The sequence below is a fragment of the Brevundimonas vesicularis genome, from assembly GCF_900445985.1.
GTDB classification, from domain to species: Bacteria; Pseudomonadota; Alphaproteobacteria; order Caulobacterales; family Caulobacteraceae; genus Brevundimonas; species Brevundimonas vesicularis_D.
The window spans coordinates 926,320-952,508 of record NZ_UAQP01000005.1 but is presented as its reverse complement, the minus strand read 5'-3'; the positions used below and the strand labels follow the sequence as shown (position 1 = coordinate 952,508).

Sequence of the window (26,189 nt, the reverse complement as noted above, 5' to 3'; positions counted from 1 at the left end):
CAGGACCGCCACGCGAGGCGCGGCTTATGCATGAACCGCGCGACGATTTCAAGGCGTTTAAGCAGGCGCCAGACGACGCACGATCTTCGCCGGATTGCCGACCACCACCACATCGGACGGCACGTCCTTCGTCACGACCGATCCCGCGCCGATCACCGACCGATCGCCGATGGTGACACCCGCCAGAACGATAGCGCCGCCGCCGATCCAGACGTCGTCGCCGATGACGATCGGCCGCGCCGTCTCCTCGCCCCGGCGGGCGACCGCGTCCAATGGATGTTCCGGCGTCAGTAGCTGCACGCCCGGCCCGGCTTGGAAGTTGTCGCCGATACGGATCTCGGCGCAGTCCAAGAACACGCAGTTGGCGTTCGCAAAGGCCCGCGCGCCAAGGTGGATGTTGACGCCGTAGTCGCAGAAGAAGCCCGGCATGATGATCGCCTTGCCGTCGGCCGCATTGACCAGTTCGTTGACCAGGGCGCCGCGCCGGTCGCGATCCGGCTCAGCGTTGATGGCGACGGTCAGGGCCACGGCGCGGGCCCGGCCATCGCGCAGATCGGGATCGCCCGGATCGTAGGGCAAGCCCGCAAGCATCTTCTCGCGCTCGGTCATGCGTTCTCCGTCAAACCCTTAGCCACAGCTTCACCGATGGCCAGGGAACTGGTCAGGCCGGGGCTTTCGATGCCGAACAGAGCCATCAGACCATCGATGCCGTGATGCTCCCGGCCATGAATCTGGAAGTCCGGTTGCGGCTCGCCCGGCCCATGCAGTTTGGGCCGAATGCCGGCATAGTCCGGCGTCAGGGCGCCGTCGGGCAGACCCGGCCAGAAACGACGGATGTAGGTGGCGAACTCTTCGGCCTTGGCAGGATCGACCGAGTAATCCTCGGTTTCGACATAGGCCAGGTCGGGCCCGAACACGGCCTGACCACCCAGATCCTTGCGATAGTGGGTGCCCAGCGCGCCGGGGATGGGCGGCGGATAGATCAGCCGATCGAACGGCGCCTTACCCGTCAGACGGAAGTAGACGCCCTTGCCGAAATGCCCGACGGGAATGTCTCCGGGCGGATAGGCTTCGATCGCCGCCACCACAGCCTGGGCCGACAGTCCGGGCGCGGTGACCAAAAGGCGGCTGGTGACCTGCATCGCCCCCTCCCCGCCGACACGGATCGTGAAGCCGCCGCCAGCCAACGGCTCTGCGCCCTCGAACGGCGCCGAGACCACGACCGACCCGCCCGCATCCTCGATCTCGCCCTGCAGGGCCAGCATATAGCCGTGACTGTCGAAAAGGCCGCTCTCGGGCGACAGGATGGCGGCGTGGGCGTTCAGCTCCGGCTCCAGCGCCCGCGCCTGGGCGCCGGTCAGATGCGCCAGCCCCTCGACGCCATTCGCCGTCGCCTGTTCGAAGATCGCCTCGATCCGTTCGACCTCTGCCTCCTGCGTCGCCACGACCAGCTTGCCGCATTTCCAGTGATCGATCTTGCGGCTGGCCAGGAAGTCGTAGAGGGCTCGGCGTCCCTCGACGCAGAAGCGGGCCTTCAGCGATCCGGTCGGGTAATAGAGGCCGCCGTGAATGACCTCGGAATTGCGCGAGGAGACGCCCTGGCCGATGTGGGCTTCCTTCTCCAACACCAGCACCGTCAGGCCCCGTTTCGACAGCGCCCGACCACAGGCCAGGCCCACAGCCCCGGCGCCCACGACGGTCGCGTCGAAATCAAAACTCATCGGACGCCGTATCTCCGTTTCGCCTCAGCCTCGAAACAGCCGATCAGCTTTTCCACCGCCCGATCGAAGTTCGCCGACAGCATCATGTCCAGCATCCGGGACTTGAAGGCGAAGTCGATCATGAACTCCAGCCGCGTGCCGTCCGGATGGGGAAAGAACTCCCAACGGTTCTTCAGGTGTTTGAAGGGGCCGCGCAGCAGGCCGACCTCGACCTTGGGCGCATTGCGATCATGCCGGACCCAGGTGGAGAACCGCTCTTTCAGGAAAGAAAACCCGACGCTGGCCTCCGCATCCTGCAAGCCGACGCCATCGCCTTCCTCGTGCGCGTTCCAGACGCGCATCGACGTCACCCAAGGGACGAAGTCGGGATAGGCGCGCACGTCGGCGACCAGATCGGCAAGCTGTTGGGGCGCATAGGGAAGAATGCGCGTGACGCGGTGGACGGCCATGCGGGACTTAGCGGCGCAGCTGCGCCTCGCGCGCCGCCTTCAGCCGGGCGAAATCGTCGCCGGCATGGTGCGACGAACGCGTCAGCGGGCTGGACGACACCATCAGGAAGCCCTTCGCCCGGGCGATCGCCTCATAGGCCTTGAACTCTTCCGGCGTGACGAAGCGGTCGATCGCGGCATGTTTGCGCGTCGGCTGCAGGTACTGGCCGATTGTGATGAAATCGACGCCGGCGGACCGCATGTCGTCCATCACCTGCATGACCTCTTCCTTGGTCTCGCCCAGACCGACCATGATGCCGGACTTGGTGAACTGGTTCGGGTCGCGCTCCTTTACCATCTGCAACAGGCGCAGGCTGTGGAAGTAGCGCGCGCCCGGCCGGATCTTCAGATACAGGCGCGGCACGGTCTCCAGGTTGTGATTGAAGACGTCGGGCTTGGCGTCGATCATCACGGCGGCCGCCCCGTCCTTGCGCAGGAAGTCGGGCGTCAGGATCTCGATAGTGGTTTCCGGCGCCTGGATGCGGATCTGGCGCACCACCTCGGCGAAGTGGGCTGCGCCGCCGTCGGCCACATCGTCGCGGTCGACCGAGGTGATGACCACGTGGTTCAGGCCCATCTGCTGGACGGCCAGGCCCACCTTGCCCGGCTCTTCCGGATCCAGCGGCTGAGGCAAGCCCGTCTTGACGTTGCAGAAGGCGCAGGCCCGCGTGCAGGTGTCGCCCATGATCATCAAGGTGGCGTGTTTCTGGCTCCAGCACTCGCCGATGTTCGGACAGGCCGCTTCTTCACAGACCGTCACCAGCCCCTTGGAGCGAACGATCTCCTTGGTGGCGTTGTATTGACCAGAGCCCGGCGCCTTCACCCGCAGCCAGTCGGGCTTTTTCAGAACGACCGACTCGGGCCGGTTCTGCTTTTCGGGGTGACGCAGCTCGGACGGCTTACGCTGAAGGGTGTCGATCAGGGTGACCATGGCCGGTATTTCGGACTTTGAGGCCGTTTAGGCAAGGCACACCGGGTAACAGACTTGCCGCAGGCGTGATCGCGCATCGGAACTCACGCGACGTTACGCATCTTTTCAAGATGACGCGGCGTCATTAATGACAGTCGCCCGAACAACAGAGAGGGCCGCCCGCGTCCTCCGTAGGAGACGCGCTTGCGCCAGGCCCTGGATCCCTCGCTTTACGACTCGACCCTGATCGACGCCCTGATCGATGCGCGGTCGCGGTTCGGCGACAAGGAGATCCTGGAGGATCAGGACCGGCATCCGCTGACCTACACCGGCCTGATCCGCGCCGCCTTCGTGTTGGGCCGCAAGATCGCTGACATGACCGACAAGGGCGAGCGGGTCGCGATCCTGCTGCCGTCGTCCATGGGCGTCGTCGTCACATTCTTTGGTCTGCACGCCCACGGTCGTGTGCCGGTGATGCTGAACTTTACCGCCGGCGAAGCCAATCTGAAGGCTGCGATAAAGGCGTCGGGCGTCAAGAAGGTGCTGACCGCCAAACGCTTCATCGACCAGGCCAAGCTGGACGACCTGATCGTCGAACTGAAGACGGTGGCCGAGGTCGTCTGGCTGGACGATGTCCGCAAGACCATCGGCCTGGCCGACAAGCTCTATGGCCTCGCCGCCGGCGCGGCGCCCAAACGGTTTCGCGTGAAGACAGACCCCGACGCGCCGGGCGTCGTCCTGTTCACCTCGGGCAGTTTCGGCACGCCCAAGGGCGTGGTGCTGAGCCAGAAGAACCTCGTCGCCAATGCGCGTCAGGTGGCGGCCCACATCGACCTGCTGCCCGAATGGGTGATGTTCAATCCCCTGCCGACCTTCCACTGTTTCGGCCTGACCGGCGGGGTCATTCTGCCGCTGCTGCAAGGGTTGAAAGCCTTCCAGTATCCGTCGCCGCTGCACGCCAAACAGATCACCGACCTGCTGCCCCAAGTGAACGCATCGATCCTGTTCGCGACCGACACCTTCCTGAACCAGTACGGCCGCGTCGCCGAACCGAACGACTTCTCGACACTGAAGTTCGTGGTCGCGGGCGCCGAGAAGGTGCGCGAGGAAACCCGCAACCTGTTCAACACCAAGTTCGGCGGCGTCGAACTGCTGGAAGGATACGGCGCAACCGAGGCCTCGCCCGTGATCGCCGTCAACCATCCTGACCGCAACACGCCCGGCACGGTCGGCCAGGTGCTGCCGGGCATCGACTGGAAGCTGGAGCCAGTCGAGGGCATCGACGCAGGCGGTCGCCTGATGCTGCGTGGGCCCAATGTCATGAGCGGCTATGTCACCTCGGCCGAGCCGTTGCAGTGGGATCCGATTGGCGACGATTGGCTGGACACCGGCGACATCGTCGATGTGACCGACGACGGCTATGTCACCATCCGCGGCCGCGCCAAGCGCTTCGCCAAGATCGGCGGCGAGATGGTCTCACTGACCGCCGTCGAAGGGATCGCCGGCGCCGTCTGGCCGGATCAGCGCCACGCCGTCGTGTCGATTCCGGACAGCCGTAAGGGCGAGAAGCTGGTGCTCGTCACTGACCACGCAGACGCTGAGGTCGCGCCTCTGGCCGAATGGGCCCGCACCAACGGCGCGCCCGAACTGATCGTGCCGAAGAAGATCGTCAAGGTCGCCGAGGTCCCCGTCCTGGGCACCGGCAAGACCGACTATGTGTCGATCCAGAAGATGGTCGAGGCCGAGAAGGCGGCCTGATCAGCCGATCCGGACCCCCGTCATCGAGATCGAGCCGCCGTCGATGCGGTCGTTGAAGAAGCTGACCGCCTCGCCCGGCTCCTGCTGGGCGGCGATATAAAGCACCGGCAGGAAATGTTCGTCGGTCGGCACGCTCAGTTGCGCGTCCTCGGCCAGACCCACCCAGTCGATCAGGGCGTCATGGTCGCCCCTTTGGAACGCCGCCTTCACCGCCTCGTTGAACCCGGTCGCCCAAGCGTACGGTTCGGCGCCGTCCTCGCGCTTCCAGGTGCGTAGATTGTGGACGAAGTCGCCCGAGCCGGCGATGACGATCCCCTCGTCCCGCAGCGGCTTCAGCGCCTTGGCCAGATCGTAATGCTGGCGCGCCGCCAGCTCGCTGTTCAGCGACAACTGCACGATCGGCACGTCCGCCTCGGGCCACACATGGCAAAGGACCGACCAGGTCCCGTGATCCAGGCCCCACGCTTTCGTCTGGACCGCGCCGGTTAACGCCGACACCCGCGCCGCCAAGGCGCGCGACCCGGGCGCCGGATACTGCATCTCATGAAGTTCGCGCGGGAAGTTGCCAAAGTCATGGATGGTCTCGGGCCTCTCCTGCGCGGTGACGCCCAGCCCGCGCGTCTCCCAGTGGGCGGAGATCATCACCACACCGTTGGGCTTGCCGATCGCTTCGCCCAGCGCACGCCAGGCGGCCCCATAGGGACCGCCAAGCGCATTCATGGGCGAACCGTGACCGAAGAAAACGGCGGGCTGGCGCATCGGATCAGCCGTGCAGCTTCTTGGCCAGCTCGGCGATGTGCTTGCCCTGGAACCGGGCGCCATCCAGCTCGACGTCGCTGGGCTGACGCGAGCCGTCGCCGCCCGTGATCGTCGATGCGCCATAGGGCGAGCCGCCGTGGATGGCGTCCAGCGTCATCTGTCCCTGGAAGGAATAGGGCAGACCCACGACTGGCATGCCGTGGTGCATGAAGAAGTTGTGCAGGCCCTGGAACGTCGTCTCCTGGCCGCCGTGCTGGGTCGCGGTGGCGGTGAAGGCGCCGCCGATCTTGCCGATCAGGGCGCCCGAGAACCACAGCCCGCCGGCTTGATCCAGGAAGGCGCGCATCTGAGACGCGGCCGAACCAAAGCGGGTGCCGGCGCCGATGATGATGGCGTCGTAGTCCTTCAGATCGTCGATCTTGGCGATCGGCGCCTTTTGATCCAGCTTGTAGTGCGAGGCCTTGGCGAGTTCTTCCGGCACGGTTTCCGGCACGCGCTTGATGTCCACGACAGCGCCTTGGACCTCGCGCGCGCCTTCGGCGACCGCCTCGGCCATGGTTTCCAGGTGACCATAGGTCGAGTGATAGAGGACGAGGACTTTCGGCATCGAGGAGGCTCCATTGAATGACAAGGGTCGTCATTCGCAACAACGACCGTTGCTAACTTGGCGCGCTGCCAGCCGTTCTGCAAGTCCCCGACCTCAAATCACGTCTCGAATGGACAGATGGTGTCGTAAAAGGTCTCGTCGCCCGGCGTGGGGCGACCGCGGCGACAATGGAAACGGTGCTCCATCACCATCGCCTGCTGTTCGATGTTCAACGCGTCCCACTGGCAGGTCGGTTCCACGCGGTAGGCATAGGAGGCGGGTGTGTCCCCAGCTTTCAGCTTTGCGAACAGCAGATTGACGCCCTGCTGGGCCTGCCAGACGTGCGTCAGTTCGTGAATCAGCACGCCCTGCATTCGCTCGGACGCCAAAGTGAAGTCTGCGACGAGCTGCGCTTGCGGCCATACGATCCAGTCTCGCCCGAACCAGCGTCCAGCCACGAAGGCGCGGTTGAACGGCCAACCGATCAAACGGACGGGTGCGAGGCTGATCGCGGCCCCGAAGGCCTCTCGCGCGAGCGATTTCTCAGACTCGGTCAGGGCGCGAACGAAGGATCCCAAGGCTTCACATACTCCCAGTGCCACGGCTCATAGACATAGGGCACAAAGCCGAAACGCCCAGCGTTCGTCACCAGCCAGCGATAGGTCGCCGACCGCGCCATATATTCGCGGCTGGCAGGGGTGGTGGAATCAACACCCAGACCCGGCGCCTGGCCGACATACAGATCGACCGCCGTGCCGGTCCGATGCGGCGAGCAGACGGCACGACGCAGGCCGTCGCAGTTGCCCTGCTGCGCACAGCGCGCCGCGTCCGCCTCGGGATCGCGAAAGCCGGAGAAGATTTGCAACAGTTCGGGATCGGCGGCGATCTCGGGAACCTCGACCCGGGCGGCGGCGACCATCCGGCGATAGGCGTCCAGCACGTCGCGGCGCAGCAGCCGTGTCAGACGGTCGGCATGTTCCTCGGCCTCGACCAGATAGCCGAGCTGATTGATCGGCGGCGGCTCGGGACAGGCTCCGCTGACGCGCGCCATGACGAACGGCCGCCGCTCCTGCCAAAGGCCGCGAAACACCTGGAATGTCGCCTCATCGAACAGACCGGTCGGCGCCAGGCCGTGCGTCTGCTGAAACCCGGCCAGTTGCGACGCGAAGATCGGCGTGCCGGGTCCGCACATCGTATGCAGTTCGCGCTGGATCAGCGGCAGATAGGCCTGCCACCCCCACTCCGCCGCCCCGAACGGCGCCCATTCCATGCCGTAGGCCGACGCCGCGTTCGCCAGTCCCTGCGCCTGCCAACCGTCGGCGTTGGTGTGGCATGGCCCGGCCGCACGCGCGCCGCAAGCAAACGCCAGGACGAAGCCGAGGGACAGGAACGCAAAAAGGCTTCGCAACATGTCCCACAGGAAGCCCCAACCCGGTCGATCTCACAAGTGCATGCGTCACCGATCGCTGGCATGGTGGCGCGCGGCCGACTCGCGCCGCGCCTTTCGGACCGATGCATGTCCACCGCCGCGCCGACCGCGCCTCGCCGTTCCAACGCCGTGCTCGCGGCCTTTTCCGGCCCGTGCCTGCCGCTGGCGGCCTTTGGCGTCGCCCTGCCCGTCACCCTGCCCGAGTTCTACGCCACCCATGTGGGCTTGGAGCTGGGCGTGGTCGCGGCCGTCTTTATGGCCGTGCGTCTGATCGACATCGTCTTCGACCCCTTCATCGGCTGGGGCATGGACAAGACCAAGACGCGGTTCGGTCGCTATCGCCCGTGGATGTCGATCTCGACGCCGATCCTGATGCTGTCGGCCTTCATGATGTTCGTTGTGGTCCAGCCCGGCGCCGGGTCGGCCTACCTGTTTGGCTGGCTGCTGGTCCTCTATCTCGGCTTCTCGATCGGCACCCTGGGCCAACTCGGATGGGCCGCGGTGCTTGCGCCGCAGTATGACCAGCGTAGCCGCGTCTATGGCTGGTGGCAGGTGTTCAACATCATCGGCGTGATCCTGATCCTGGTGCTGCCGACCGTGGTGGTTCAGACGGGTATCGGGAACTATGCCGACGGCGTGCGCATCATGGGCTGGGCTATCCTGATCGCCCTGCCCGTCACCATCGGTCTGGCCATGGTCGCCGTACCCGAACCCGTCAACGCGGGTGACCAGCCGCATGGGGGCGCCAGCGCCTATCTGGCTTTGCTGAAGATGCCCACGGTCCGGAAGCTCTTGATCGCGGACCTGCTGCTGGGCGTCGCGCCGGGCATCACGGGTTCGCTGCTGTTCTTCTTCTTCGGACAGATCAAGGGCTACGACCACAGCCAGGCCGGCCTGTTCATGTTGTTCTATTTCATCGCCGGTCTGTGCGGCGCGCCCATCTGGGCCTGGCTGGCCACGCGGATCGGCAAGGACAAGGCCCTGGCCGTCGCCAGCCTGATCTTCGCGGCCCTCTACATCGCCGCCACCCTGGTCCCCGGCGGCAACTTCATGCTGACGGCAGGGGCCATGTTCATCGCCGGCCTGCCTTATGCGGCCGGCCTGTTCCTGTTGCGCGCCATGATGGCGGACGCCGGCGACGAGGTGCGGCTGCAGACCGGCGTGGATCGTACCGGACTGATGTTCTCCATCCTGTCCGCGACGACCAAGATCGGCCATGTGGTCGCCCTGATCCCCTATCTGATCCTGCAGGTTGTGGGCTTCAAGGCGGTGCCGGGCTCGACGGGCAACAGCGACTTTTCCCTGCTGACGCTCCAGATCCTGTTCATTCTGGTCCCCGGCCTGCTGCTGGCCGCCGCCGCCTGGGTGCTGAAGGGCTATCCCCTGACGCCGAAGCGGCACGATGAAATCCGCCTCGCCCTGGAAGCCCGCGACGGAGCCCGCCGTTGAGACCGATCGACCGCCTGCTCGGCGTCATGGAGCAGTTGCGCGATCCTGACGGCGGCTGCCCCTGGGACGTAGAGCAGACCTTCGCCACCATCGCCCCCTACACGATCGAGGAGGCCTATGAGGTCGCCGACGCCATCGAGCGCAACGATCTGGTCGAGCTGAAGGGCGAACTGGGCGACCTGCTGTTCCAGGTCGTCTTCCACGCCCGCATGGCTGAGGAACAAGGGCTGTTCGCCTTCGACGACGTGGTCACAGCCATCGCCGACAAGCTGGAGCGCCGCCACCCGCACGTTTTCGGTGACGAGGCGCAGCGCTCCTCGAAGGAACAGACCGTCGCCTGGGAAGCCAGCAAGGCCGCCGAGCGCAAGGACCGCAAGAAGCCGGGCGTCCTGGACGATGTGCCGGTCGGCCTGCCCGCCCTGACCCGCGCCGCCAAGCTGACAAAGCGCGCCGGTCGCGTCGGCTTTGACTGGCCATCCACCGACGAGGTGTTCGACAAGCTGGCCGAAGAGATCGAGGAATTGCGCGTCGAGATCGCCGCCGGAGACAAGGCCAAGGCGCGAGAAGAGCTGGGCGATCTTCTGTTCGTCGTCGCCAACCTGGCGCGCAAGCTGGACGTCGAGCCCGAAGACGCCCTGCGCGCCGCCAACGCCAAGTTCGTGCGTCGCTTCGGCTTCATCGAGGCCGAGCTGGCGAAGGACGGCCGCACGCCCGACCAATCGGACCTGGCCGAGATGGACCGCCTCTGGGACGCCGCAAAGGTCGCCGAAAAGGCCGCGCCTGAAGCCTGAGCGACTCCGCGTGACCTACGACCTGATCATTTTCGACTACGACGGCGTGGTCGCCGACAGCGAAGTGCTGAACAGCACCGTCATGGCCGAGCAACTGACCGCCATCGGTCTGCCGACCTCGCTTGACGACGTCTTGGCCGCCTATACGGGCAAGCGCTGGCGCGACAATCGGCCGGTCGTAGAGGCGGCCTTGGGTCGTGCCTGCCCCGACGACTTCCACACCACATGGTTTGCGACCTGTCGCCAGCGCGCGCCGCAGCATCTTGAACCTGTGCCCGGTCTGCTGGACTTCGTCGCCGCCCGGACCGAGCCCCGCTGCATCGCCTCGTCCAGCGGCCCGGACTGGATCGGCGTTGGCCTGGACCTTTTCGGCCTGACCGATCATTTCGACGGTGCCGTCTTCACAGGCCTGGTGGTCGAGCGCGGCAAGCCCCACCCCGACATCTTCCTGCACGCCGCCAACGCCATGGGCGTCGATCCGGCGCGCGTCCTGGTGATCGAAGACAGCGAGGCGGGCGTTACCGCAGGCGTCGCGGCCGGCATGACGGTCGTGGGGCTGACGGCGGGCGGCCATGTCCGCGACGGCCACGCTGAACGCCTGGCCGCGCGCGGCGCACACCACATCGCCGACAGCTACGCCGCCGTCGCCGCCTTCATGGATCGCTGAGCGTCAGAGGTAGCGCAGTTCCTGTAGATCGACGTCACGGAACAGCCTCTTGGCCGTCACCTCATCCAGCTGACGCGCCCTCAACAGCCGCCGCAGTTCTTCGCGCTCGGCGGCTAACCCCGCCAGCCAGAGACGACGCTCGATATCGTCCATCTTGCGCGTAAGGGCGGCGTCTTCCTCGTCCGTGCGGGTGTGGGTCTCGATCCGCTGGCGATAGGTCTCCATGATCCGACCGGCGATGTCGGAATAGAGGTCGGGGTCGGGTTTGCCCTCCGCCATAGCGTACGAGGCGTCCTCGATGGCGCGGAGGGCGGCCGAGGCGGCGGCGACCCGGCCGCGATCCTCTTCCTGCTCGTGCGACGGCTCCGGCGGCAGTTCGACGTTCTTCAGGAGTCTAGGCAAGGCGAATGTGGCCACCACCAGCGAAACCACGATCACGCCCGCCGCGAGGAAGATCGCCAGGTTCCGCGACGGCATTGGCGATCCGTCGCCCAAGGCGAATGGCAGGGTCAGAATACCCGCCAGAGTGATCGCGCCCCTCACGCCCGCCAGAGACATCACCATGGTCAGCCGCAGACCGACCTTGGCCGGCGGCCCACGATGGCGGCGGCGAAACAGGGTCAGCTTCAGCGAGGTCCAAACCCAGACGAACCGCAGCGCCGCCAGGGTGGCGACGATGCCGAACACATAGACCGCCAGCCACCAGACCTCAGGCCGGCTGGTGCCCGCCACCACCTCGGCCGCGCGCGACATGATCGAGGGCATCTGTTCGCCCAAGATCACGAAGATGATGCCGTTGGCGACGAACTGAACCGTGTCCCACACGACGCTGCGCCGGATCCGCGTCATCGCCATCGACTGGCCGGCGATGCCGCCGCGTTCGGTGAAACTCATCGTCACCCCGGCCGCCACCGCCGCCAAAATACCGGACGCGTGCAATTCTTCCGCCACCAGATAGGCGGCGAACGGGATCAGCAGGCTGACCAGAATCTGCGCGCCCACGTCCTCGCCCCAGCGTCGGCTGACAAAGCTTTTGGCGTAGCTGATAGCCATGGTGACCAGAACGCCGACGGCGATCCCGACCAGAGCCAGCCAGGCAAACGTCCCGACTGCATGGCCGATCGAAAACGCTCCCGTCGTCGCGGCGGCGACCGCAATCCGCATGCAGGTCAGGCCCGTCGCGTCGTTCAACAGCGACTCGCCTTCCAGAATGTGCATCAGGCGCTTGGGTATGGGCGCCCGCGCCGCGATGGCCTGAACTGCGATGGGATCGGTCGGCGACAGGATGGCGGCCAAGGCGAAAGCGACCGGCAGCGGCATCTCCGGGATCATCCACCAGATCAGGAAGCCCAGACCGACGACGGTGAACAGCACCAACCCCAGCGCCAGCTCAAGGACCACCGCCCGGTCGCGAAACAGGTCTTCCTTGGGAATTCGCCAGCCGTCCAGAAACAGCAGCGGCGGCAAGAACAGCAGAAAGAAGATGTCCGGCTCAAGATCGACCGTCTTGCCCGTAATCAGCACGATGGCGGCGCCCAGCCCGATCTGAACCAAGGGCAAGGCGATGCGCGTGATCCGCGCGATCGAACCCGACACCACCACGGCCAACAGCAGAAGCAGGACGGTTTCGATCAGATGCATGAAAACTCAGTCGGTCAGGTCGGGATACAGGCGCTCGAATCGCCCGAGCGCCGCAGGATGCAGTCGCACCGTGACGTGAGTACGGCCAAGCTCGTCCGCATCGCGCGACGTGACCCGCCCATGTTCGTACAGCCAAGCCAGGGCCTCGCCCTGATGAGGCTCGAGCGTCAACTGCGTCTCGGGATCGTCGTCGATCAGGCCGGCGATGATCTGGCGCAGAGGCTCGATCCCCTCGCCCGTCCAGGCTGAGACGGCCACCGCCTCACCGTCCTTCGCCAACCGTTCGGCCTGACCCAGCACAGTCTCGCGCGCTTCGTTATCCAGCAGGTCGATCTTGTTCCAGACCTCCAGCACCCGGCGCGTCTTGCCCTCTGGCGTCTCGATCTGCTTCAGCACGGCCTCGACGTCTTTGGCCTGAGCGGCGCTGTCGGGCGAGGCGATGTCGCGGACGTGCAGGATCAGATCGGCCTCGCCGACTTCTTCCAGGGTGGCGCGGAAGCTCTCGACCAATTCGTGGGGCAGATCGGAGATAAAGCCGACCGTGTCCGCCACGATGGCCGGCCGCCCTTGCGGCAGCCGGATGGTGCGCTGGGTCGTGTCCAGAGTGGCGAACAGTAGGTCCTTGGCGAAGACCTCCGACCCCGTCAGCCGATTGAAAAGCGTCGACTTACCGGCGTTGGTGTAGCCGACCAGGGCGATCGTCGGGAACGGCGCCTTCTGACGCTGTTTGCGGTGCAGGCCGCGCGTGCGTCGCACCTCTTCCAACTCGGACTTCAGCCTGACGATCCGGTCGGCGATCAGACGGCGGTCCAGCTCGATCTGCGTTTCGCCGGGCCCGCCGGTCGAACCGGTGCCGCCACGTTGCCGCTCGAGGTGGGTCCAGGTCCGCACCAGCCGCGACCGCTCATAATCCAGCCGCGCCAGTTCGACCTGAAGCCGCCCCTCCTTGGTCCGCGCGCGACGGCCGAAGATCTCCAGGATCAGGCCGGTGCGGTCGATCACCTTCACCTCCCACGCCTTTTCCAGATTGCGCTGCTGCACCGGCGTCAGGGCGTCGTCGATGATGACGGCTTCGGCGTCCGCGGCGCGCACGAGCGCGGCCAGTTCCTCGACCTTGCCCGTGCCGAACAAGGTCGCAGGCGTGGTGCTGCGCAGCCGCACGATCTCTTCGGCGCGCACGTCGAGGTCCAGCGCACGGGCAAGGCCCGCCGCCTCCTCAAGCCGTTCGCTCGCCAGCCGGGGACTGTCCGAGCGTCGGTCGGGGTGAATGACGACCGCCCGGATCAGCGGGACGGTGTGGTCGATCAGTTTTTGGGTCAATCAGTCTTCTTCGGCGTCGGGCTCGTACAGCTGCACGGGCGCGGACGGCATGATGGTTGAGATGGCGTGCTTGTACACCAGCTGGGACTGGCCATCGCGGCGCAGCAGGACACAGAAGTTGTCGAACCAGGTCACGATGCCCTGCAACTTGACCCCATTGACCAGGAAGATGGTCAGCGGCGTCTTGGTCTTGCGGACCGAGTTGAGGAAGGTGTCCTGAAGGTTCTGACGTTTGTCTTGCGACATGGCAGGTTTTTCCTGTTCTTCGTTGTTTATCGCCGTGGGAGCGGCGGGGCCGATGCAGCCGACCGCGACCTTAACCGCCGCCCGGCCGCTCGGGCAACGCCCTAAATGGCCCCTCGACGCGCCTGTTCAAGATAGAGTTCTCGCAGGCGGGTCGCGACCGGGCCGGGCTGGCCGTCGCCGATCTTCACGCCGTCCAGCGAAATCAGCGGCATGACGAAGGCGCTGGCGGCGGTGACGAACACCTCGCGCGCCCGTTTCGCTTCATCGACCGAGAAAGCACGTTCTTCCAGTTCGACACCCTCGGCTGCGGCGAGCTCGAGGACCGCCGCTCGCGTGACGCCCCGCAGGATATTGGCCTGGATGTCCCGCGTTCTCAGCCTGCCGTCCTCATCCACGATCCACGCATTGGTCGATGCGCCTTCGGTGATCAGACCCATGTCATCGTACATCAGGCACTCATAGGCCCCACGCTCGCGCGCCGCCTGTTTGGCCAGCACATTCGGCAACAGGCCGACCGTCTTGATGTCGCAACGCCCCCAACGAATATCCGGTTGGGTGACGCCGGCCACGCCGTTTTGCGCCAGACGCTGGTTTCGCGCCGGATCGATCGACTTGGCGGTCACGACGACGCTGGGCGCGACATCCATTGGAAAGCCATGATCGCGCGGCGCCGTGCCGCGCGTGACCTGCAGATAGACCATGCCGTTGCGCACGCGATTGCGCCGCACGGTCTCTCGCAGAACGACGCCCAAGGCACCGGCGCTCATTGGGATATCGATCTTCAGTTCGCTCAGACTGCGGTGCAGGCGGCTCATATGACCTTCGAAATCGGCCAGCCGCCCGTCGAAGACGGACCAGACCTCATAGACGCCATCTGCGAACTGGAAACCGCGATCCTCGATATGGACCACGGCCTCGCCATGCGCGCTGTATGCGCCGTTCACATAGGCGACGCGTGACATCAGGCCGGCTCGTCCTCATCGCCGCCGCGCGAAGGCGAGACGCCCAGCGACTTCAGCTTCCTGTGCAGGGCCGATCGCTCCATGCCAATGAAGGCGGCGGTGCGCGAGATGTTGCCGCCGAACCGCATGATCTGAGCCGCCAGATATTCCCGCTCGAAGACCTCGCGCGCCTCCCGCAGCGGCAAAGCGATGGTGCGCTCGCCACCCAGATTCGACGCCCCGCCGTTCGAGGTCGCCACCTCTTGCGGCAGCATATCGGCGGTGATCGTTTCGGCCGGATCGCCGGTCGCCAGAATCAGCAGACGCTCGATATTGTTGCGCAGCTGGCGGATGTTTCCGGGCCACGGGTGAACCTGCAGCACCGCCACCGCATCGTCCCCGACGATGCGTTTGGGCAGACCTTGCGAGGCGCTGATCGTGTCGACGAAATATTCGACCAGTTCGGCGATGTCCTCGCGCCGTTCCGACAGCGGCGGGACACGGATCGGCACAACGTTCAGACGGTGGAACAGGTCTTCGCGGAAACGTCCCTCTGCGATCTCCGCCTTTAGATCGCGCGAGGTCGAGGTCACGACGCGCACGTCGACCTGAACGTCCTGCTCGCCGCCGACACGCCGGAACCGCTGGTCCACCAGAACGCGCAGGATACGGCTCTGGCTCTCGCGCGGCATGTCGCTGATTTCGTCCAGGTACAGCGTACCGTTGTGGGCGCGTTCAAACACGCCGATCTTGCGCGGGCGGCCGTCTTGCCCCTCCTCGCCGAACAGTTCGACGTCCAGACGTTCCGGCGTCATGCCGGCGGCCGAAATCGCGACGAACTCGGCACGGGCGCGCGGGCTGGCTTCGTGGATCTGGCGCGCCACCAGCTCCTTGCCGGAGCCTGCCGGCCCCGCGATCAGGACACGACTGTTGGCCTGGGCCACCTTGGCGATGGTGCTGCGCAAGGCCTGCGCGGCCTGTGATCGGCCGATCAGACCCGACGGCGTCATGGTCGCCGCGCGCAGGCGGCGGTTCTCGCGCTTCAGCGTCGCCGCCTCGATGGCGCGTTCGACCACGACGACCAGCCGATCCGACTTGAACGGCTTTTCGATGAAGTCATAGGCGCCGCGCTTCAGCGCCGTCACCGCCGTCTCGATGTTGCCGTGGCCCGAGATCATCACCACCGGCAGGTCAGGGTCCAGCTCCTTGACGACCTCCAGCAGCTCCAGCCCGTCCAGCCCGCCGCCCTGCATCCAGATGTCCAGGATCGCCAGCGACGGCTTTCGGGCGCGGATCGCGGCCAGGGCCTCGTCGGAGTTGGCGGCGACGCGCACGGCATGGCCTTCGTCCTCCAGCAGGCCGGACACCAGGTCGCGGATGTCGGCCTCGTCGTCGACAACGAGAATGTCGGAACCAGTTGGTCGCATCTTGCCTCGCTATTCGGCGGCCAGGGCCTGAAGCTTGCGCTCCGTAGCCTCGCCGCCTTTACCGTGGGGTTTCAGGGGGAAGATCATGCACACGCGTGCGCCGCGCAGGGTCTGGGCGTCGGCCAGCTTCAGCTCGCCGCCGTGGTCCTCGCAAATGCGTTTGACGATGGCCAGGCCCAGGCCCGTGCCCTTCTCGCGCGTGGTCACATAGGGTTCGGTCAGGCGATCGCGGTCGCGCGTCGGCAGACCCACGCCGTCGTCCTCGATCACGAAGGTCGCGACGCCGTCCTCGATCGTCAGCGACGCCATCACGCCCGCGCGGTCCGACGCGGCCGCCTCGCCTGCCGCAAGCCGTTGCGCCGCAACCGACTCGCCCGCGTTCTTGAGGATGTTGATCAGCGCCTGCCCCACCATGCGGCCGTCGGCCTGCATCGTCGCCTTGGGCAGGGGCTCGGTGATGTCGACGACGATGTCCGGCGCGGCGACCCGCTGAGCGAACACCGCCTCGCGCAGCATTTCGGCCGGGTTTTCGGGCGCAAAACGCGGAGCCGGCATGCGGGCGAAGGACGAGAACTCATCGACCATGCGGCCGATGTCTCCGACCTGGCGGATGATGGTGTCGGTGCACCGGTCGAAGATTTCGACATCCTCGCCGATCCGCGCGCGATATTTCCGTTTCAGCCGCTCAGCCGACAGCTGGATCGGCGTCAGGGGATTCTTGATCTCATGGGCGATGCGGCGCGCCACGTCGCGCCAGGCCGCGTTTCGCTGGGCCGTCACCAACCGCGTGATGTCGTCGAAGGTCAGGACCATCTCGCCGCCCAGACCACCCTCGATCCGAACGCGCAGCCGCCGCGTGTCCCCGCCCCGGCTGACGTCGATGTCCTCCTCGATATGGGCCTCGGCGCGCCGCACCAGATCGCTCAGCTCTGGCGACAGGGCTGCGAGTTCATGACCCAACACCTCGGCGTCGTCGATGTGGAGCAGTTGCAGGGCGCTTTCGTTGATGGCCGACACCCGCCCGCGCCTGTCCAGGCCGATGACCCCGGCGCTGACGCCCGAGAGCACCGTCTCGATGAAACGGCTACGATCATGCGCCTCGTCGCTCGCGGCCTTCAGCGCCGCCTGCTGGGCCTGCAGATCGCCGGTCATGCGATTGAAGGCGTCCGACAGGGTGGCGATCTCGGCCGGCGCGCCGTCGCTATCCACCCGTGCGGTGAAGTCGCCGCCCGCGACCTGTCCTGCCGCCTTCACCAACCGACCGATCGGCGCGGAGATGCTGCTGGCCGCCGACATCCCCAGCCACACCGCGCCCACCAGCACCAGCAACGCCGTCTCCAGATAGCTGAGGATGAAGGCCGATTGGATGCGTGCCCGGCTTTCCTCCGCCTCGCGATAGGCTTGGATGGACTGCACGGCCGAACGCATCTGAGCGACGAGTCCTGGCGCCAACGGACGCACCACATAAAGATAGGCGTCGCCATATCCCGGCAGCGGATAGAGGGCGCGAACCGTATCGGGATTTTCAGTGACTTTGACGGGAATATCCTGGCCCTCGGAGGCGATTTCCAGTTCGGATACAGGTGGCGCGAGATAAGGCGGTGCGCCGGGAAGCTCCCCGGTCGCCAGAACCTCACCCTTGCCGTTCAGAACATAGACGGCCGGATAGCCGAAAAACTCGGCGATCTGCGTCAATGCGCCGGTAAACTGAATGCGATTGTCGAAGACTTGTCTGGCCCCGCCCAGCTCGGTGCTCATGGTGCGCAGGTCGCGCGTCATGTCGGAACTGACGTCGGCGATATAGGCCTTGCCGATCGAGGCGCCGTTGTCGACCGAGGTGCTCACATTGGCGCTGAACCACTGGTCCACGCCCCGATTGACCAAAACGCCGAACACCAGGGCGATCAGCACCGACGGGACCAGGGCCACCATCGAAAACAGAGCGACGAACCTCAGGTGGAGGCGCGATCCGGCTTCGTCAGTGCTGCGCACCAGCGTAAGCACGCGCCGGCCGACGATGATGGCCAGGCCGGAAATCAGAAGCAGATTGGCCGCCAACACGATCAGGGCGATCTGGCTGCTAGATCCGCGCGCCGACCCCGATGTCGCGCCCGGCGCAACCGCCACCAGCCAGATGGCCGCCGCCGTGATCGCGACAGCCAGAAAGAACGCCAGCCCGAAGCCGGTCCGCGCGCGTTCGCTATCGACCCACCCCCAGAACGACCCGTCATCCGACGTGAGGTCGGGCGAAGCGGTGCGTGCTGAAGGCGTATCCGTCATGCCACAGCAGTCTCCAACACCTGTGGCCCATTTTCAACAGCAGACTTGCCAGACCGAGGCAAATCCGGCCGCCACAGTTCGTGCATGGCGGCTTCGACGGTCATCGGATCGTCGAGACGGCAAATTCTTGCCTTGGCCTCACGACGGTGTTGCGGATCGGCCGGCCAAGGCGCCTGTTCGATGTACCAGCCCAGATGTTTGCGGAACATCTTCAGACCCAGCGGCAGGCCGTAGAACTCTGCCGACGCCCGCAGGTGCTCGATCACGATCACCAGCCGCACATCAGGTCCGGGTTCGTCCAGCGCCACGCCGTCGATCAGCGCTCGCTCCAGGTGCGCCGCCAGCCACGGCCGGCCATAGACGCCACGTCCGAGCATCAATCCGTCCGCACCGGACTGCGCCAAGGCCTGACGCGCCTCATCGGCGGTGATGATGTCGCCATTGACGATGACGGGGATGCCGACCGCCGCCTTCACCGTCCCGACCGCGTCCCAATCCGCTTGACCGGTGTAGAACTGCTTTCGCGTCCGGCCATGCACCGTGACGGCCTTGACGCCGATCGCTTCCGCGCGGCGGGCCAGTTCGGCGGCGTTCCGGCTCTCGTCGTCCCAGCCCAGTCGCATCTTGACCGTCACCGGCCGGCTCGTCGCCTTGACCGCCGCCTCCATGATCCGACACGCCAGATCCGGCGTCCGCATCAGGGCCGAACCGGCGGCCGAGCCCGTGACCTCCTTGGCCGGACAGCCGAAGTTCAGATCCACGATGTCCGCCCCGGCCTTCTCCGCCATGCGCGCCCCCTCGCCCATCTGTTCAGGATCACGCCCGACCAGCTGAATGACGGTCAGCGGCAGACCCGCCCCCACGGCGGCGCGCCGCACGACGTCCGGCCGCGCCCGCGCCAGTTCTTTGGCCGCCACCATCTCCGTCGCGACATAGGCGGCGCCCAGTCTGGAGGCCAGCACGCGGAACGGCAGGTCGGTCACGCCGGTCATCGGCGCCATCAGCACCTGGCCGGGCACGGTCACATCGCCGATCTGCAAGGTCTTGGGCATTTCCGTCTTTCGCCGCATCGCAGCCGCCCTCGTCAAGCATGACCGCGGCGCTTTGATGGTTTCGCCCTGTCGCCGCGCACACTATCAAGGCCGCCATGACATTCTCGGGCATCATCGTCGCGGCCGGTTCCGGCGCGCGCGCCGGCGGCGACAAACAGTGGCGAGACCTGGGTGGAAAGCCCGTGCTGCGCTGGTCGGCCGAGGCCTTTCTGAACGCCGGCGCCGACGAACTGATCGTCGTGATCGCCTCTGACGCCGTTGAGCGGGCAGCAGACGTGCTGTCCGGCTTGCCGCGTTGGAAAGCCGTTGTTGGTGGCGCAGCCCGCGCCGATTCGGTCCGCGCTGGTCTCGCGGCCCTGACCTGTCCAGCGGATCAGCCTGTGTTGATCCATGACGCCGCCCGCCCCCTGCTGGACGCCGCCGTCGTCGATCGTCTGCTGTCGGCTCTTGAAACTTCGGACGGCGCCCTGCCCGTCCTGCCTGTCGCCGACAGCCTTCGGCGTGGCGAGGCGGAAATCATGACCGACGTGGTCGAGCGTGACGGTCTGTGGCGCGCCCAGACGCCTCAAGCCTTCCGCCGGGGCGTGATCGAGACCGCTTACGCCGCCTGGTCGCACGCCGAGGTTCCGACTGACGAAGCCGTCGTCGTACAGCGCAACGGCGGCGCGGTGGCCCTGGTTCGGGGCGACGCGCGTCTGATGAAACTGACCTATCCCGAGGATTTCGCCATGGCCGAAGCTCTGCTGCCCCAAGCGCAGCGTTATCAGACCCGCATGGGCTCCGGCTATGATGTGCATCGCTGGGGACCAGGCGGATCCGTCTGGCTGTGCGGGATCGAGGTGCCGCACGATCAAACGCTGATCGGCCACTCCGACGCCGACGCCGGGCTCCACGCCCTGACCGACGCCATCCTGGGCGCCATCGCGGCGGGCGACATCGGCGACCATTTCCCGCCAACGGATCCGAAATGGAAAGGCGCCTCCTCGGACCAGTTCCTGATCCATGCCGCCGAACTGGTCGCGGCGCGGGGCGGCCGCATCGTCAATGTCGACGTCACCCTGATCTGCGAACGCCCCAAGGTGAAGCCGCACCGCCAGGCCATGCGCGACCGGATCGCCGGGCTGCTGAAGCTTCCGCTCGACGCCGTCAGCGTCAAGGCCACCACGACCGAAGGGCTTGGTTTCACCGGACGCGGCGAGGGTCTGGCCGCCCAGGCCGTGGCGACCGTGGAAACGCCGGTGGTCTAGCGCGCCGCCATCTTCATCTGACGCACCAGCGATCCGAATAGATTGACATAGTCGTCCGTCCACGGACGCACCGTCGTCGGCGACAGCTTGCGCCAACGCGCATCGTCCCTGAAACCTTCCAGCGCCGCCGGGGTCTTGCCGATCAGCAGGGCTTCGGTCGAGGCCTCGGCCATGTCGCCTTGGCCGGACTGCTCGATATAGACCTGGTGCAGGTGCGGGACCTTCAACGCTTGCGCCGCCGCCTCGGCCGGCAGGGTGATCTCCAGGTTCCGGTTCGAGAGATGCAGCACGACGACGCCGTCGGGCGCCAGCAGCCGCAGATAGCCGCGGATCGCCTCCACCGTCAGCAAATGCGTCGGCACGGCGTCAGACGAGAAGGCGTCGATGACCAACAGGTCGTAGGATCCCGCCGGCTCACGATCCATCGTCAGGCGCGCATCCCCCAGAACCGTTCGTACCGGCCCGTCTGCGCAGCCGTTGATGAAGCTGAACCATTGGGGGTCGCGCGACAGCCGATCCACCATCGGATCGATCTCGAAGAAGGTCAGTTGGTCCTGGGCGCGCTTGTAGGCGGCCATGGCGCCCGTGCCCTGCCCCACCACGCCGACGCGCGCGCCGTCCAGCCGACGCGCCTGCATCTGCAGCATCGCCTGCCCCAGCGGCGTCGAGGTCGCATAATAGAGCGTCGGTTGACAGCGGTTCGACGTCGCCTGGGCCTGGGCGCCATGCAAAGTCGTGCCGTGCATTAGTACATGGACCGGCCCGCCCATCAGCGGATCGTCGATCTTGGCCACCCGCATCACGCCGAAGAAGCTGCGCTCCGACAAGGCCCAGTCATAACCGCGCGCCAGATGATAGCCGGACCAGACGATGGCGGCCAAAACGATCGTGAACATCACCGCCCGATCGCGCACCAGGAAGGCGAACAGGCTCGCGATCCCCAGGATGGCTTGCGCGATCCGCACCAGTTCGGCGTCGGGTATGGCCGCGCGAATGTCCGGCGCATAACGGACCGCCTCCATCGACAGCGGCCCCAACAGTGCGATGACTACGCCGGCGACGCAGCAGATGATTTCCCACGGCCTGATCTCGCGACGGCTCCACGGCCGCAGCAATCCGGCCGCCACCAGCACCAGCGGATATTCCCACACCATGTCGAAAACGGCCGGCGCGATCAGGCCATTGAACAGTCCGCCGACCACGCCGCCCAGCGACAGCAACAGATAGAATTCGGTCAGCCGATCCGGCGCCGGCCGTCGCGCCGCCAGCCGCTGGTGACACATCAGCGCTGTAAAGAAGAAGGCCGCCAGATTGACGGTGAACACCAGCAGCCATTCGCCTGTCCGGAACGCAATCAGGGCGGCGCAGGCCGCGCCCATCGCCGCCTGCAACCCAAGGCCGATGACTGGCGGGATCGCCGGCCGGGTCTGGAACGCAATGACGAAGGTCAGCAGATACAGCGCAAGCGGTATGACCCACAGAAAGGGCGCCGAGGCCACATCCGTCGTCAGATGCGCCGTCACGCCCAGCATCAGACTGGACGGCGCGGCGGCCAGCAGAACCAGCATCCCTCTTTCGCGCCAGGCGATCGGCGGGCTGGCCTGAAGCGGCGCGGGCTCCGCCGTCCCGATCTCGCGTCGTCGCCAGACCTGAACGCCCAGCCCCACGACCATCACCACGAACAGCCCATAGCCGACGCTCCAGCCCAGACGCTGACCCGACAGGCTGGCCAGCGGCTCGATCACGACCGGATAGGCCAGCAGGGCCAGGAAACTGCCCAGGTTCGAGGCGGCGTAAAGAACGTAGGGGTTCTGGCCGTCTGCATGTCCGGCCCGCACACGCGCATACCAGGCCTGAAGCAGCGGCGCAGTCGCCGACAGCACAGCGAACGGCGCGCCGATGGACACCGCCAGCGTCGCCAGCAGCCACATCGCCGGTTGGGACGGATCGGGATCCCCCAACAGGCCGCTGATCTGCAGGGGCAGGAAAAACGCCGCCACGATCAGCAGGCCCAGGTGAACCCCGACCTGCGCCCGCATCGTCGCCAGACGTTGCAGCAGGTGCGCATAGCCATATCCGGCGAGCAGCGCGGTCTGGAAGAACACCATCGACGCGTTCCACACCGAAGGCGATCCGCCCAGCGTCGGCAACAGCAGCTTGGCCGCCATCGGCTGAACGACGAAGACCAGACAGGCCGATGTGAAGATGGCGACGGCGAACAGGATCGGCGCGATGCGATCCGAGGTCGGGGCGGCGGGGCGTAACGGATCGACAGCCTCGGTCATGGCTCTGGTTAGAGCGGGGTTCGCGGCCTATGAAAAGACCATGTTTTCCCAAGATATCGCGCACCTGGCGCAACAGATTGTCGCAACGGCCAGCGAACGCGGCCTGATGCTGGTGACGGCCGAAAGCTGCACGGGCGGTTTGGTGTCCGCTGCGATCACAGCCATCCCCGGTTCGTCAGCGGTTCTGGATCGCGGCTTCGTCACCTACAGCAACGAGGCCAAGGCCGAGATGCTTGGCGTGTCGCTAGAGGTTCTGTCCGCTCACGGCGCCGTGTCGCAAGCCGTCGCAGTGGCGATGGCCGAGGGCGCCGTCAAACACTCGCGCGCCAACTTCTCGGTGTCTGTAACAGGCGTGGCCGGGCCAGGCGGCGGATCGGTCGATAAACCCGTGGGTCTGGTGCACTTCGCGGCTTCAGGCCGACAAGGCGTCATTCACCGCGTCGAGCGGTTCGGCGACCTCGGCCGCGATGGGATCCGACAGGCCAGCGTTCGCGTGGCATTGGAAATGCTAACGGATCGGCTCGCGTGAGCGACCCTGTCGTTCTCGACGCCAGGGGTCACCGCTGCCCTGTTCCCAGCCTGAAGCTGATGAAGGCGATGGAAACAGCCCCGCCCGGCGCGCGGATCGTGCTGCTGGCCACCGATCCGATGGCCCGGATCGATGTGCCGTTTCTGATGTCCCAAAAAGGCGGCCGCGTGCTCGAGATCGAGGACGCCGACGGCCTTCTTCGCTTTACGATCGAGACCGACGCCCGGCCCGACGCTCCGACAGATTGACGACATCGGCCGGCGGCGCGTCGGCGATCGCGCGCGCCTTGGCCGCCAGCTCCATCTCGGTGGCGAAGGCGCCGCCGTAGAAGATGGCGTTGACGTTCCACGACAGCCAGATCAGCAGCACCACCACGGCGCCGACCGATCCATAGGTGGCCCCCAGCGGCGCGATCTGCTCGACATAGATGGCGCACAGCCAAGACGACACGACGGACATCAGCGTCGCCACCAGACCGCCCGCTGTCGCGGGCAGCCAGGCGACCGGCGTCCTGTGGCTCATGGCGTAGCGGTAAAGCAGCGTCAGCCCGATCACCAAACCGATGGCGGGCAGGAAGGCGTCAAGCGGCGCCATGCCGCTTCGCCCAGGCAGGCCGGCGGCCGACGACGACGCATGCGCCATGATCCGCACGGTCACGACCGCGCCCGACACCACAGTGAACAGCGCAAAGGCGAAGATGGCCACGAAGAAGGCCAGCAGATTGAACTTGAAGAAGCCGTGCGGCTCGGTCTCGTCATGGATCAGGTTCAATCCCGCCAACAAGGCCTTGAAACCTCGGTGCGCGGCATAGGCGCCGACGAACAGGGCGAAGGCGCTCTGAGCGGAAACCGTTCGCGCCGACGCATTGCTCAAACGCGTGATCTCGCCCTGAAAAATGGTCTGCGCCGCCTTGGGCAACAGGTCCGATAGCGCGGTCGCCTGGGCGCTGACTTCGCTGATCGACAGACCCAACTTGTAGAAGCCGATCAGGATGGCGATCGCCGGAAATACGGCCAGCAGGGCGAAAAAGGACACGCCGCCCGTATAGAGCATGACGTCGCGCCCCCAGCTGCGGGTGAACGCTCGCACGGCCAGCCCGCCCCAGAACCCGGGCGCTTTCAGGACCGACCGTGTCAGTTGCTCACTCAAATCGGTCCCCACAACCGTTGCACAAGCGGCGGAACCTAGCGGAATTCGTCTGCGGCGAAAGTCTCATCCGCGTGAGAACGATCATTCGCGATCCGGCCGCATCGCTTTGGCCGGACGACATTGCATCCTTAACACCCTCGTCGCTATGGTCCGCGCGTTTCCGGCCGTCTATTGGCGCGGCGACTTTTGGAGACGATTGGCTTGGCTTTCGACGCGCGCGTATTGATCCTGGCGGCTGACGATGGCCGGATCGGGCCGCTCGCTGCGGGTCTTGATGCGCTGGGCTGGACGACAGTGACCGCCCGCGATGTCGTCTCCGCCGAAATGACGCTTCAGGACTTTCCGCTCGAAGCCGCCGTCATCGACATCAATACCTTCGACGCCGACGTGGCGTCCCGCCTTCGCGCCGCCGCCGAGCCGCGCCGCCTGCCCATCGTGGTCATCGGCGCCCGCCCCGATTCGGTGAAGGGCGCGGATCTGACCATGTCCACGCCGCCGCATCCGGCCCAGGCCGCCTTGCGTCTGGAGCAGTTGGGCCGGGCCGCCATCGCCGAGGAAGAATACCGACTGCGCGTCACCACCTTCGCCACGCGCGGGGTCGGCTTGGACAAAAGGACCGACGACGATGGTCCCTTGCATGTTCTGGCCGCCGGCGTCGCGGACCGGCGCTTTCTCGCCCTGTCGAACGCCCTGACCGCGGCCGGGGTCGAGGTGGTCGCGGCGCCGACACCATACACCGCCTTCGACTATCTGCACGAAAGCCCGTTCGACGCCGCCGTTCTGTGGGGCGCCGAAGACCATGCGCCGGCCCTGTCGATCGCGGCGGGCATGAAGCGCAACACGCGTCTCTATCATATTCCGCTGATGCTTTATCTGCGCGGCAGGAACGAGATCAGCCTGGCTGAACTGTTCAACCGTGGCTTCGCAGACGTCGCCTCCGCCGACACGCCCGAGGGCGAAACGGCCGAGCGTATCCTGGCCCTGGCCGGCGCGCACCGCATCCATCTGGGCATTCGCAAGACGTTGGACTCGGTGCGCAGCCTGGACGTGATGGATCCTGAAACAGGCCTGTTCACGCCCGAACTGTTCGCCAGCCACCTGGGCCGCGTCGCCGAGGCCTCGCGCGCGCGCAAGCGCCCGCTTTCCGTCTGCGTCCTGAGGGTGCGCGAAACCGAATCCGTCACCTGGGCGCGTCAGGGCGGTTGGCTGGATCGCGCCATGCCGCAGATCGGGGCCATGGTTTCGCGCCTGGTCCGTGTCGAGGACACCCCTGCCCGCTTGGCCAAGGAGGTCTTCGCCCTGGCCCTGCCCGCGACCCACGCTGAACCGGCGCGTCTGGCCGCAGAACGAATCGCCGCCGTGATCGGCTGCACCGCCTTCGACGCCGGTCCGGACCGGTCGCCGTTCGTCGCCGAGTTCGACGTCGGCGCCGCCGAGATGCGTCCCGACGAAAGCGCCGCCGCCCTGCTTGAGCGCGCCTCGGCCGACCTGTTCGAAAAGACGCGCTGAGGGGC

At 66.2% G+C, this 26,189-nt stretch carries 25 protein-coding genes; 8 read left to right on the top strand and 17 right to left on the bottom strand.

What is annotated here, in order from left to right:
• Positions 1 to 57 precede the first annotated feature (57 nt).
• From DT343_RS17875 to lipA, 4 genes are read right to left on the bottom strand one after another with little or no spacing between them, the layout of a single operon-like run.
• The gene (locus tag DT343_RS17875; protein ID WP_112861937.1) at positions 58 to 609 is read right to left on the bottom strand and encodes a sugar O-acetyltransferase; all 552 of its coding nucleotides are present in this window, start codon (positions 607 to 609) and stop codon (positions 58 to 60) included.
• Positions 606 to 1,721, bottom strand: coding sequence for an NAD(P)/FAD-dependent oxidoreductase (locus tag DT343_RS04675; protein WP_112861936.1), 1,116 nt, complete (start codon positions 1,719 to 1,721; stop codon positions 606 to 608). The genes DT343_RS17875 and DT343_RS04675 overlap by 4 nt, the downstream gene beginning before the upstream one ends.
• Positions 1,718 to 2,170, bottom strand: a complete 453-nt coding sequence (locus tag DT343_RS04670; protein WP_112861935.1) for a type II toxin-antitoxin system RatA family toxin — start codon at positions 2,168 to 2,170, stop codon at positions 1,718 to 1,720. Before DT343_RS04670 ends, DT343_RS04675 begins: the two co-directional genes overlap by 4 nt.
• 7 nt (positions 2,171 to 2,177) lie before the next feature.
• A complete protein-coding gene (gene lipA, locus DT343_RS04665) occupies positions 2,178 to 3,140 on the bottom strand; it encodes a lipoyl synthase (protein ID WP_112861934.1) in 963 nt (320 codons plus the stop codon).
• Positions 3,141 to 3,323: 183 nt separating this feature from the next.
• Here lipA and DT343_RS04660 point away from each other — a divergent pair, with 183 nt between their 5' ends.
• Positions 3,324 to 4,877, top strand: coding sequence for an AMP-binding protein (locus tag DT343_RS04660; protein ID WP_112861933.1), 1,554 nt, complete (start codon positions 3,324 to 3,326; stop codon positions 4,875 to 4,877).
• On the opposite strand, the gene ygiD is transcribed toward DT343_RS04660, so the two are convergent.
• The 4 genes from ygiD to DT343_RS04640 all read right to left on the bottom strand — a co-directional run bounded on the left by ygiD (position 4,878) and on the right by DT343_RS04640 (position 7,633).
• Positions 4,878 to 5,636, bottom strand: a complete 759-nt coding sequence (gene ygiD / locus DT343_RS04655; RefSeq protein ID WP_112861932.1) for a 4,5-DOPA dioxygenase extradiol — start codon at positions 5,634 to 5,636, stop codon at positions 4,878 to 4,880. It abuts the gene before it with no gap.
• Between the two features lie 4 nt (positions 5,637 to 5,640).
• Complete coding sequence (gene wrbA, locus DT343_RS04650; RefSeq protein ID WP_112861931.1) at positions 5,641 to 6,243, bottom strand: NAD(P)H:quinone oxidoreductase; 603 nt, start codon at positions 6,241 to 6,243, stop codon at positions 5,641 to 5,643.
• A gap of 98 nt (positions 6,244 to 6,341) precedes the next feature.
• Entirely contained in the window at positions 6,342 to 6,800 is a 459-nt protein-coding gene (locus tag DT343_RS04645) for a hypothetical protein (RefSeq protein WP_112861930.1), read from the bottom strand.
• The gene (locus DT343_RS04640; RefSeq protein WP_112861929.1) at positions 6,776 to 7,633 is read right to left on the bottom strand and encodes a D-alanyl-D-alanine carboxypeptidase family protein; all 858 of its coding nucleotides are present in this window, start codon (positions 7,631 to 7,633) and stop codon (positions 6,776 to 6,778) included. Before DT343_RS04640 ends, DT343_RS04645 begins: the two co-directional genes overlap by 25 nt.
• A 105-nt stretch (positions 7,634 to 7,738) precedes the next feature.
• On the opposite strand from DT343_RS04640, the gene DT343_RS04635 reads away from it, so the two are divergent.
• Genes DT343_RS04635 through DT343_RS04625 form a run of 3 tightly spaced genes read left to right on the top strand, consistent with a single transcriptional unit; the run spans position 7,739 to position 10,558 of the window.
• A complete protein-coding gene (locus DT343_RS04635) occupies positions 7,739 to 9,100 on the top strand; it encodes an MFS transporter (RefSeq protein ID WP_112861928.1) in 1,362 nt (453 codons plus the stop codon).
• On the top strand, positions 9,097 to 9,891 hold the full coding sequence (gene mazG, locus DT343_RS04630; RefSeq protein ID WP_112861927.1) for a nucleoside triphosphate pyrophosphohydrolase: 795 nt from the start codon (positions 9,097 to 9,099) through the stop codon (positions 9,889 to 9,891). The genes DT343_RS04635 and mazG overlap by 4 nt, the downstream gene beginning before the upstream one ends.
• Before the next feature lie 10 nt (positions 9,892 to 9,901).
• On the top strand, positions 9,902 to 10,558 hold the full coding sequence (locus DT343_RS04625; protein WP_112861926.1) for an HAD family hydrolase: 657 nt from the start codon (positions 9,902 to 9,904) through the stop codon (positions 10,556 to 10,558).
• Between the two features lie 3 nt (positions 10,559 to 10,561).
• On the opposite strand, the gene DT343_RS04620 is transcribed toward DT343_RS04625, so the two are convergent.
• From DT343_RS04620 to dusB, 7 genes are all read right to left on the bottom strand, one after another.
• On the bottom strand, positions 10,562 to 12,199 hold the full coding sequence (locus tag DT343_RS04620) for a Na+/H+ antiporter (protein WP_112861925.1): 1,638 nt from the start codon (positions 12,197 to 12,199) through the stop codon (positions 10,562 to 10,564).
• A gap of 6 nt (positions 12,200 to 12,205) precedes the next feature.
• The gene (hflX, locus tag DT343_RS04615) at positions 12,206 to 13,519 is read right to left on the bottom strand and encodes a GTPase HflX (protein WP_112861924.1); all 1,314 of its coding nucleotides are present in this window, start codon (positions 13,517 to 13,519) and stop codon (positions 12,206 to 12,208) included.
• Positions 13,520 to 13,765: an RNA chaperone Hfq gene (gene hfq / locus DT343_RS04610; protein WP_003164861.1), complete on the bottom strand. Its 246-nt coding sequence runs from the start codon at positions 13,763 to 13,765 to the stop codon at positions 13,520 to 13,522.
• 101 nt (positions 13,766 to 13,866) lie between these two features.
• The gene (locus tag DT343_RS04605; protein ID WP_112861923.1) at positions 13,867 to 14,727 is read right to left on the bottom strand and encodes a D-amino-acid transaminase; all 861 of its coding nucleotides are present in this window, start codon (positions 14,725 to 14,727) and stop codon (positions 13,867 to 13,869) included.
• On the bottom strand, positions 14,727 to 16,133 hold the full coding sequence (gene ntrX, locus DT343_RS04600; protein WP_112861922.1) for a nitrogen assimilation response regulator NtrX: 1,407 nt from the start codon (positions 16,131 to 16,133) through the stop codon (positions 14,727 to 14,729). The genes DT343_RS04605 and ntrX overlap by 1 nt, the downstream gene beginning before the upstream one ends.
• Positions 16,134 to 16,142: 9 nt before the next feature.
• Complete coding sequence (locus DT343_RS04595; protein ID WP_112861921.1) at positions 16,143 to 18,413, bottom strand: sensor histidine kinase NtrY-like; 2,271 nt, start codon at positions 18,411 to 18,413, stop codon at positions 16,143 to 16,145.
• Positions 18,410 to 19,465 carry a tRNA dihydrouridine synthase DusB gene (gene dusB / locus DT343_RS04590; RefSeq protein WP_181669156.1) on the bottom strand — a complete coding sequence of 352 codons (1,056 nt, stop codon included), beginning with the start codon at positions 19,463 to 19,465 and terminating at the stop codon, positions 18,410 to 18,412. Before dusB ends, DT343_RS04595 begins: the two co-directional genes overlap by 4 nt.
• A 95-nt stretch (positions 19,466 to 19,560) precedes the next feature.
• Between dusB and DT343_RS04585 the strand changes: the two genes are divergently transcribed.
• The gene (locus DT343_RS04585; RefSeq protein WP_112861919.1) at positions 19,561 to 20,712 is read left to right on the top strand and encodes a bifunctional 2-C-methyl-D-erythritol 4-phosphate cytidylyltransferase/2-C-methyl-D-erythritol 2,4-cyclodiphosphate synthase; all 1,152 of its coding nucleotides are present in this window, start codon (positions 19,561 to 19,563) and stop codon (positions 20,710 to 20,712) included.
• On the opposite strand, the gene DT343_RS04580 is transcribed toward DT343_RS04585, so the two are convergent.
• Positions 20,709 to 22,997: a spermidine synthase gene (locus tag DT343_RS04580; RefSeq protein WP_112861918.1), complete on the bottom strand. Its 2,289-nt coding sequence runs from the start codon at positions 22,995 to 22,997 to the stop codon at positions 20,709 to 20,711. The genes DT343_RS04585 and DT343_RS04580 overlap by 4 nt on opposite strands.
• Before the next feature lie 40 nt (positions 22,998 to 23,037).
• Here DT343_RS04580 and DT343_RS04575 point away from each other — a divergent pair, with 40 nt between their 5' ends.
• Both DT343_RS04575 and DT343_RS04570 read left to right on the top strand, forming a co-directional pair.
• The gene (locus DT343_RS04575) at positions 23,038 to 23,526 is read left to right on the top strand and encodes a CinA family protein (protein WP_181669116.1); all 489 of its coding nucleotides are present in this window, start codon (positions 23,038 to 23,040) and stop codon (positions 23,524 to 23,526) included.
• On the top strand, positions 23,523 to 23,774 hold the full coding sequence (locus tag DT343_RS04570; RefSeq protein WP_112861916.1) for a sulfurtransferase TusA family protein: 252 nt from the start codon (positions 23,523 to 23,525) through the stop codon (positions 23,772 to 23,774). The genes DT343_RS04575 and DT343_RS04570 overlap by 4 nt, the downstream gene beginning before the upstream one ends.
• Here DT343_RS04570 and DT343_RS04565 read toward each other — a convergent pair.
• Positions 23,731 to 24,579 (bottom strand): YihY/virulence factor BrkB family protein, encoded by an 849-nt coding sequence (locus tag DT343_RS04565; RefSeq protein ID WP_439897219.1) that lies wholly within the window; start codon positions 24,577 to 24,579, stop codon positions 23,731 to 23,733. The two genes, DT343_RS04570 and DT343_RS04565, sit on opposite strands and share 44 nt — an antisense overlap.
• Positions 24,580 to 24,876: 297 nt before the next feature.
• Between DT343_RS04565 and DT343_RS04560 the strand changes: the two genes are divergently transcribed.
• Positions 24,877 to 26,184 (top strand): diguanylate cyclase domain-containing protein, encoded by a 1,308-nt coding sequence (locus DT343_RS04560; RefSeq protein WP_181669115.1) that lies wholly within the window; start codon positions 24,877 to 24,879, stop codon positions 26,182 to 26,184.
• Positions 26,185 to 26,189: the final 5 nt, after the last annotated feature.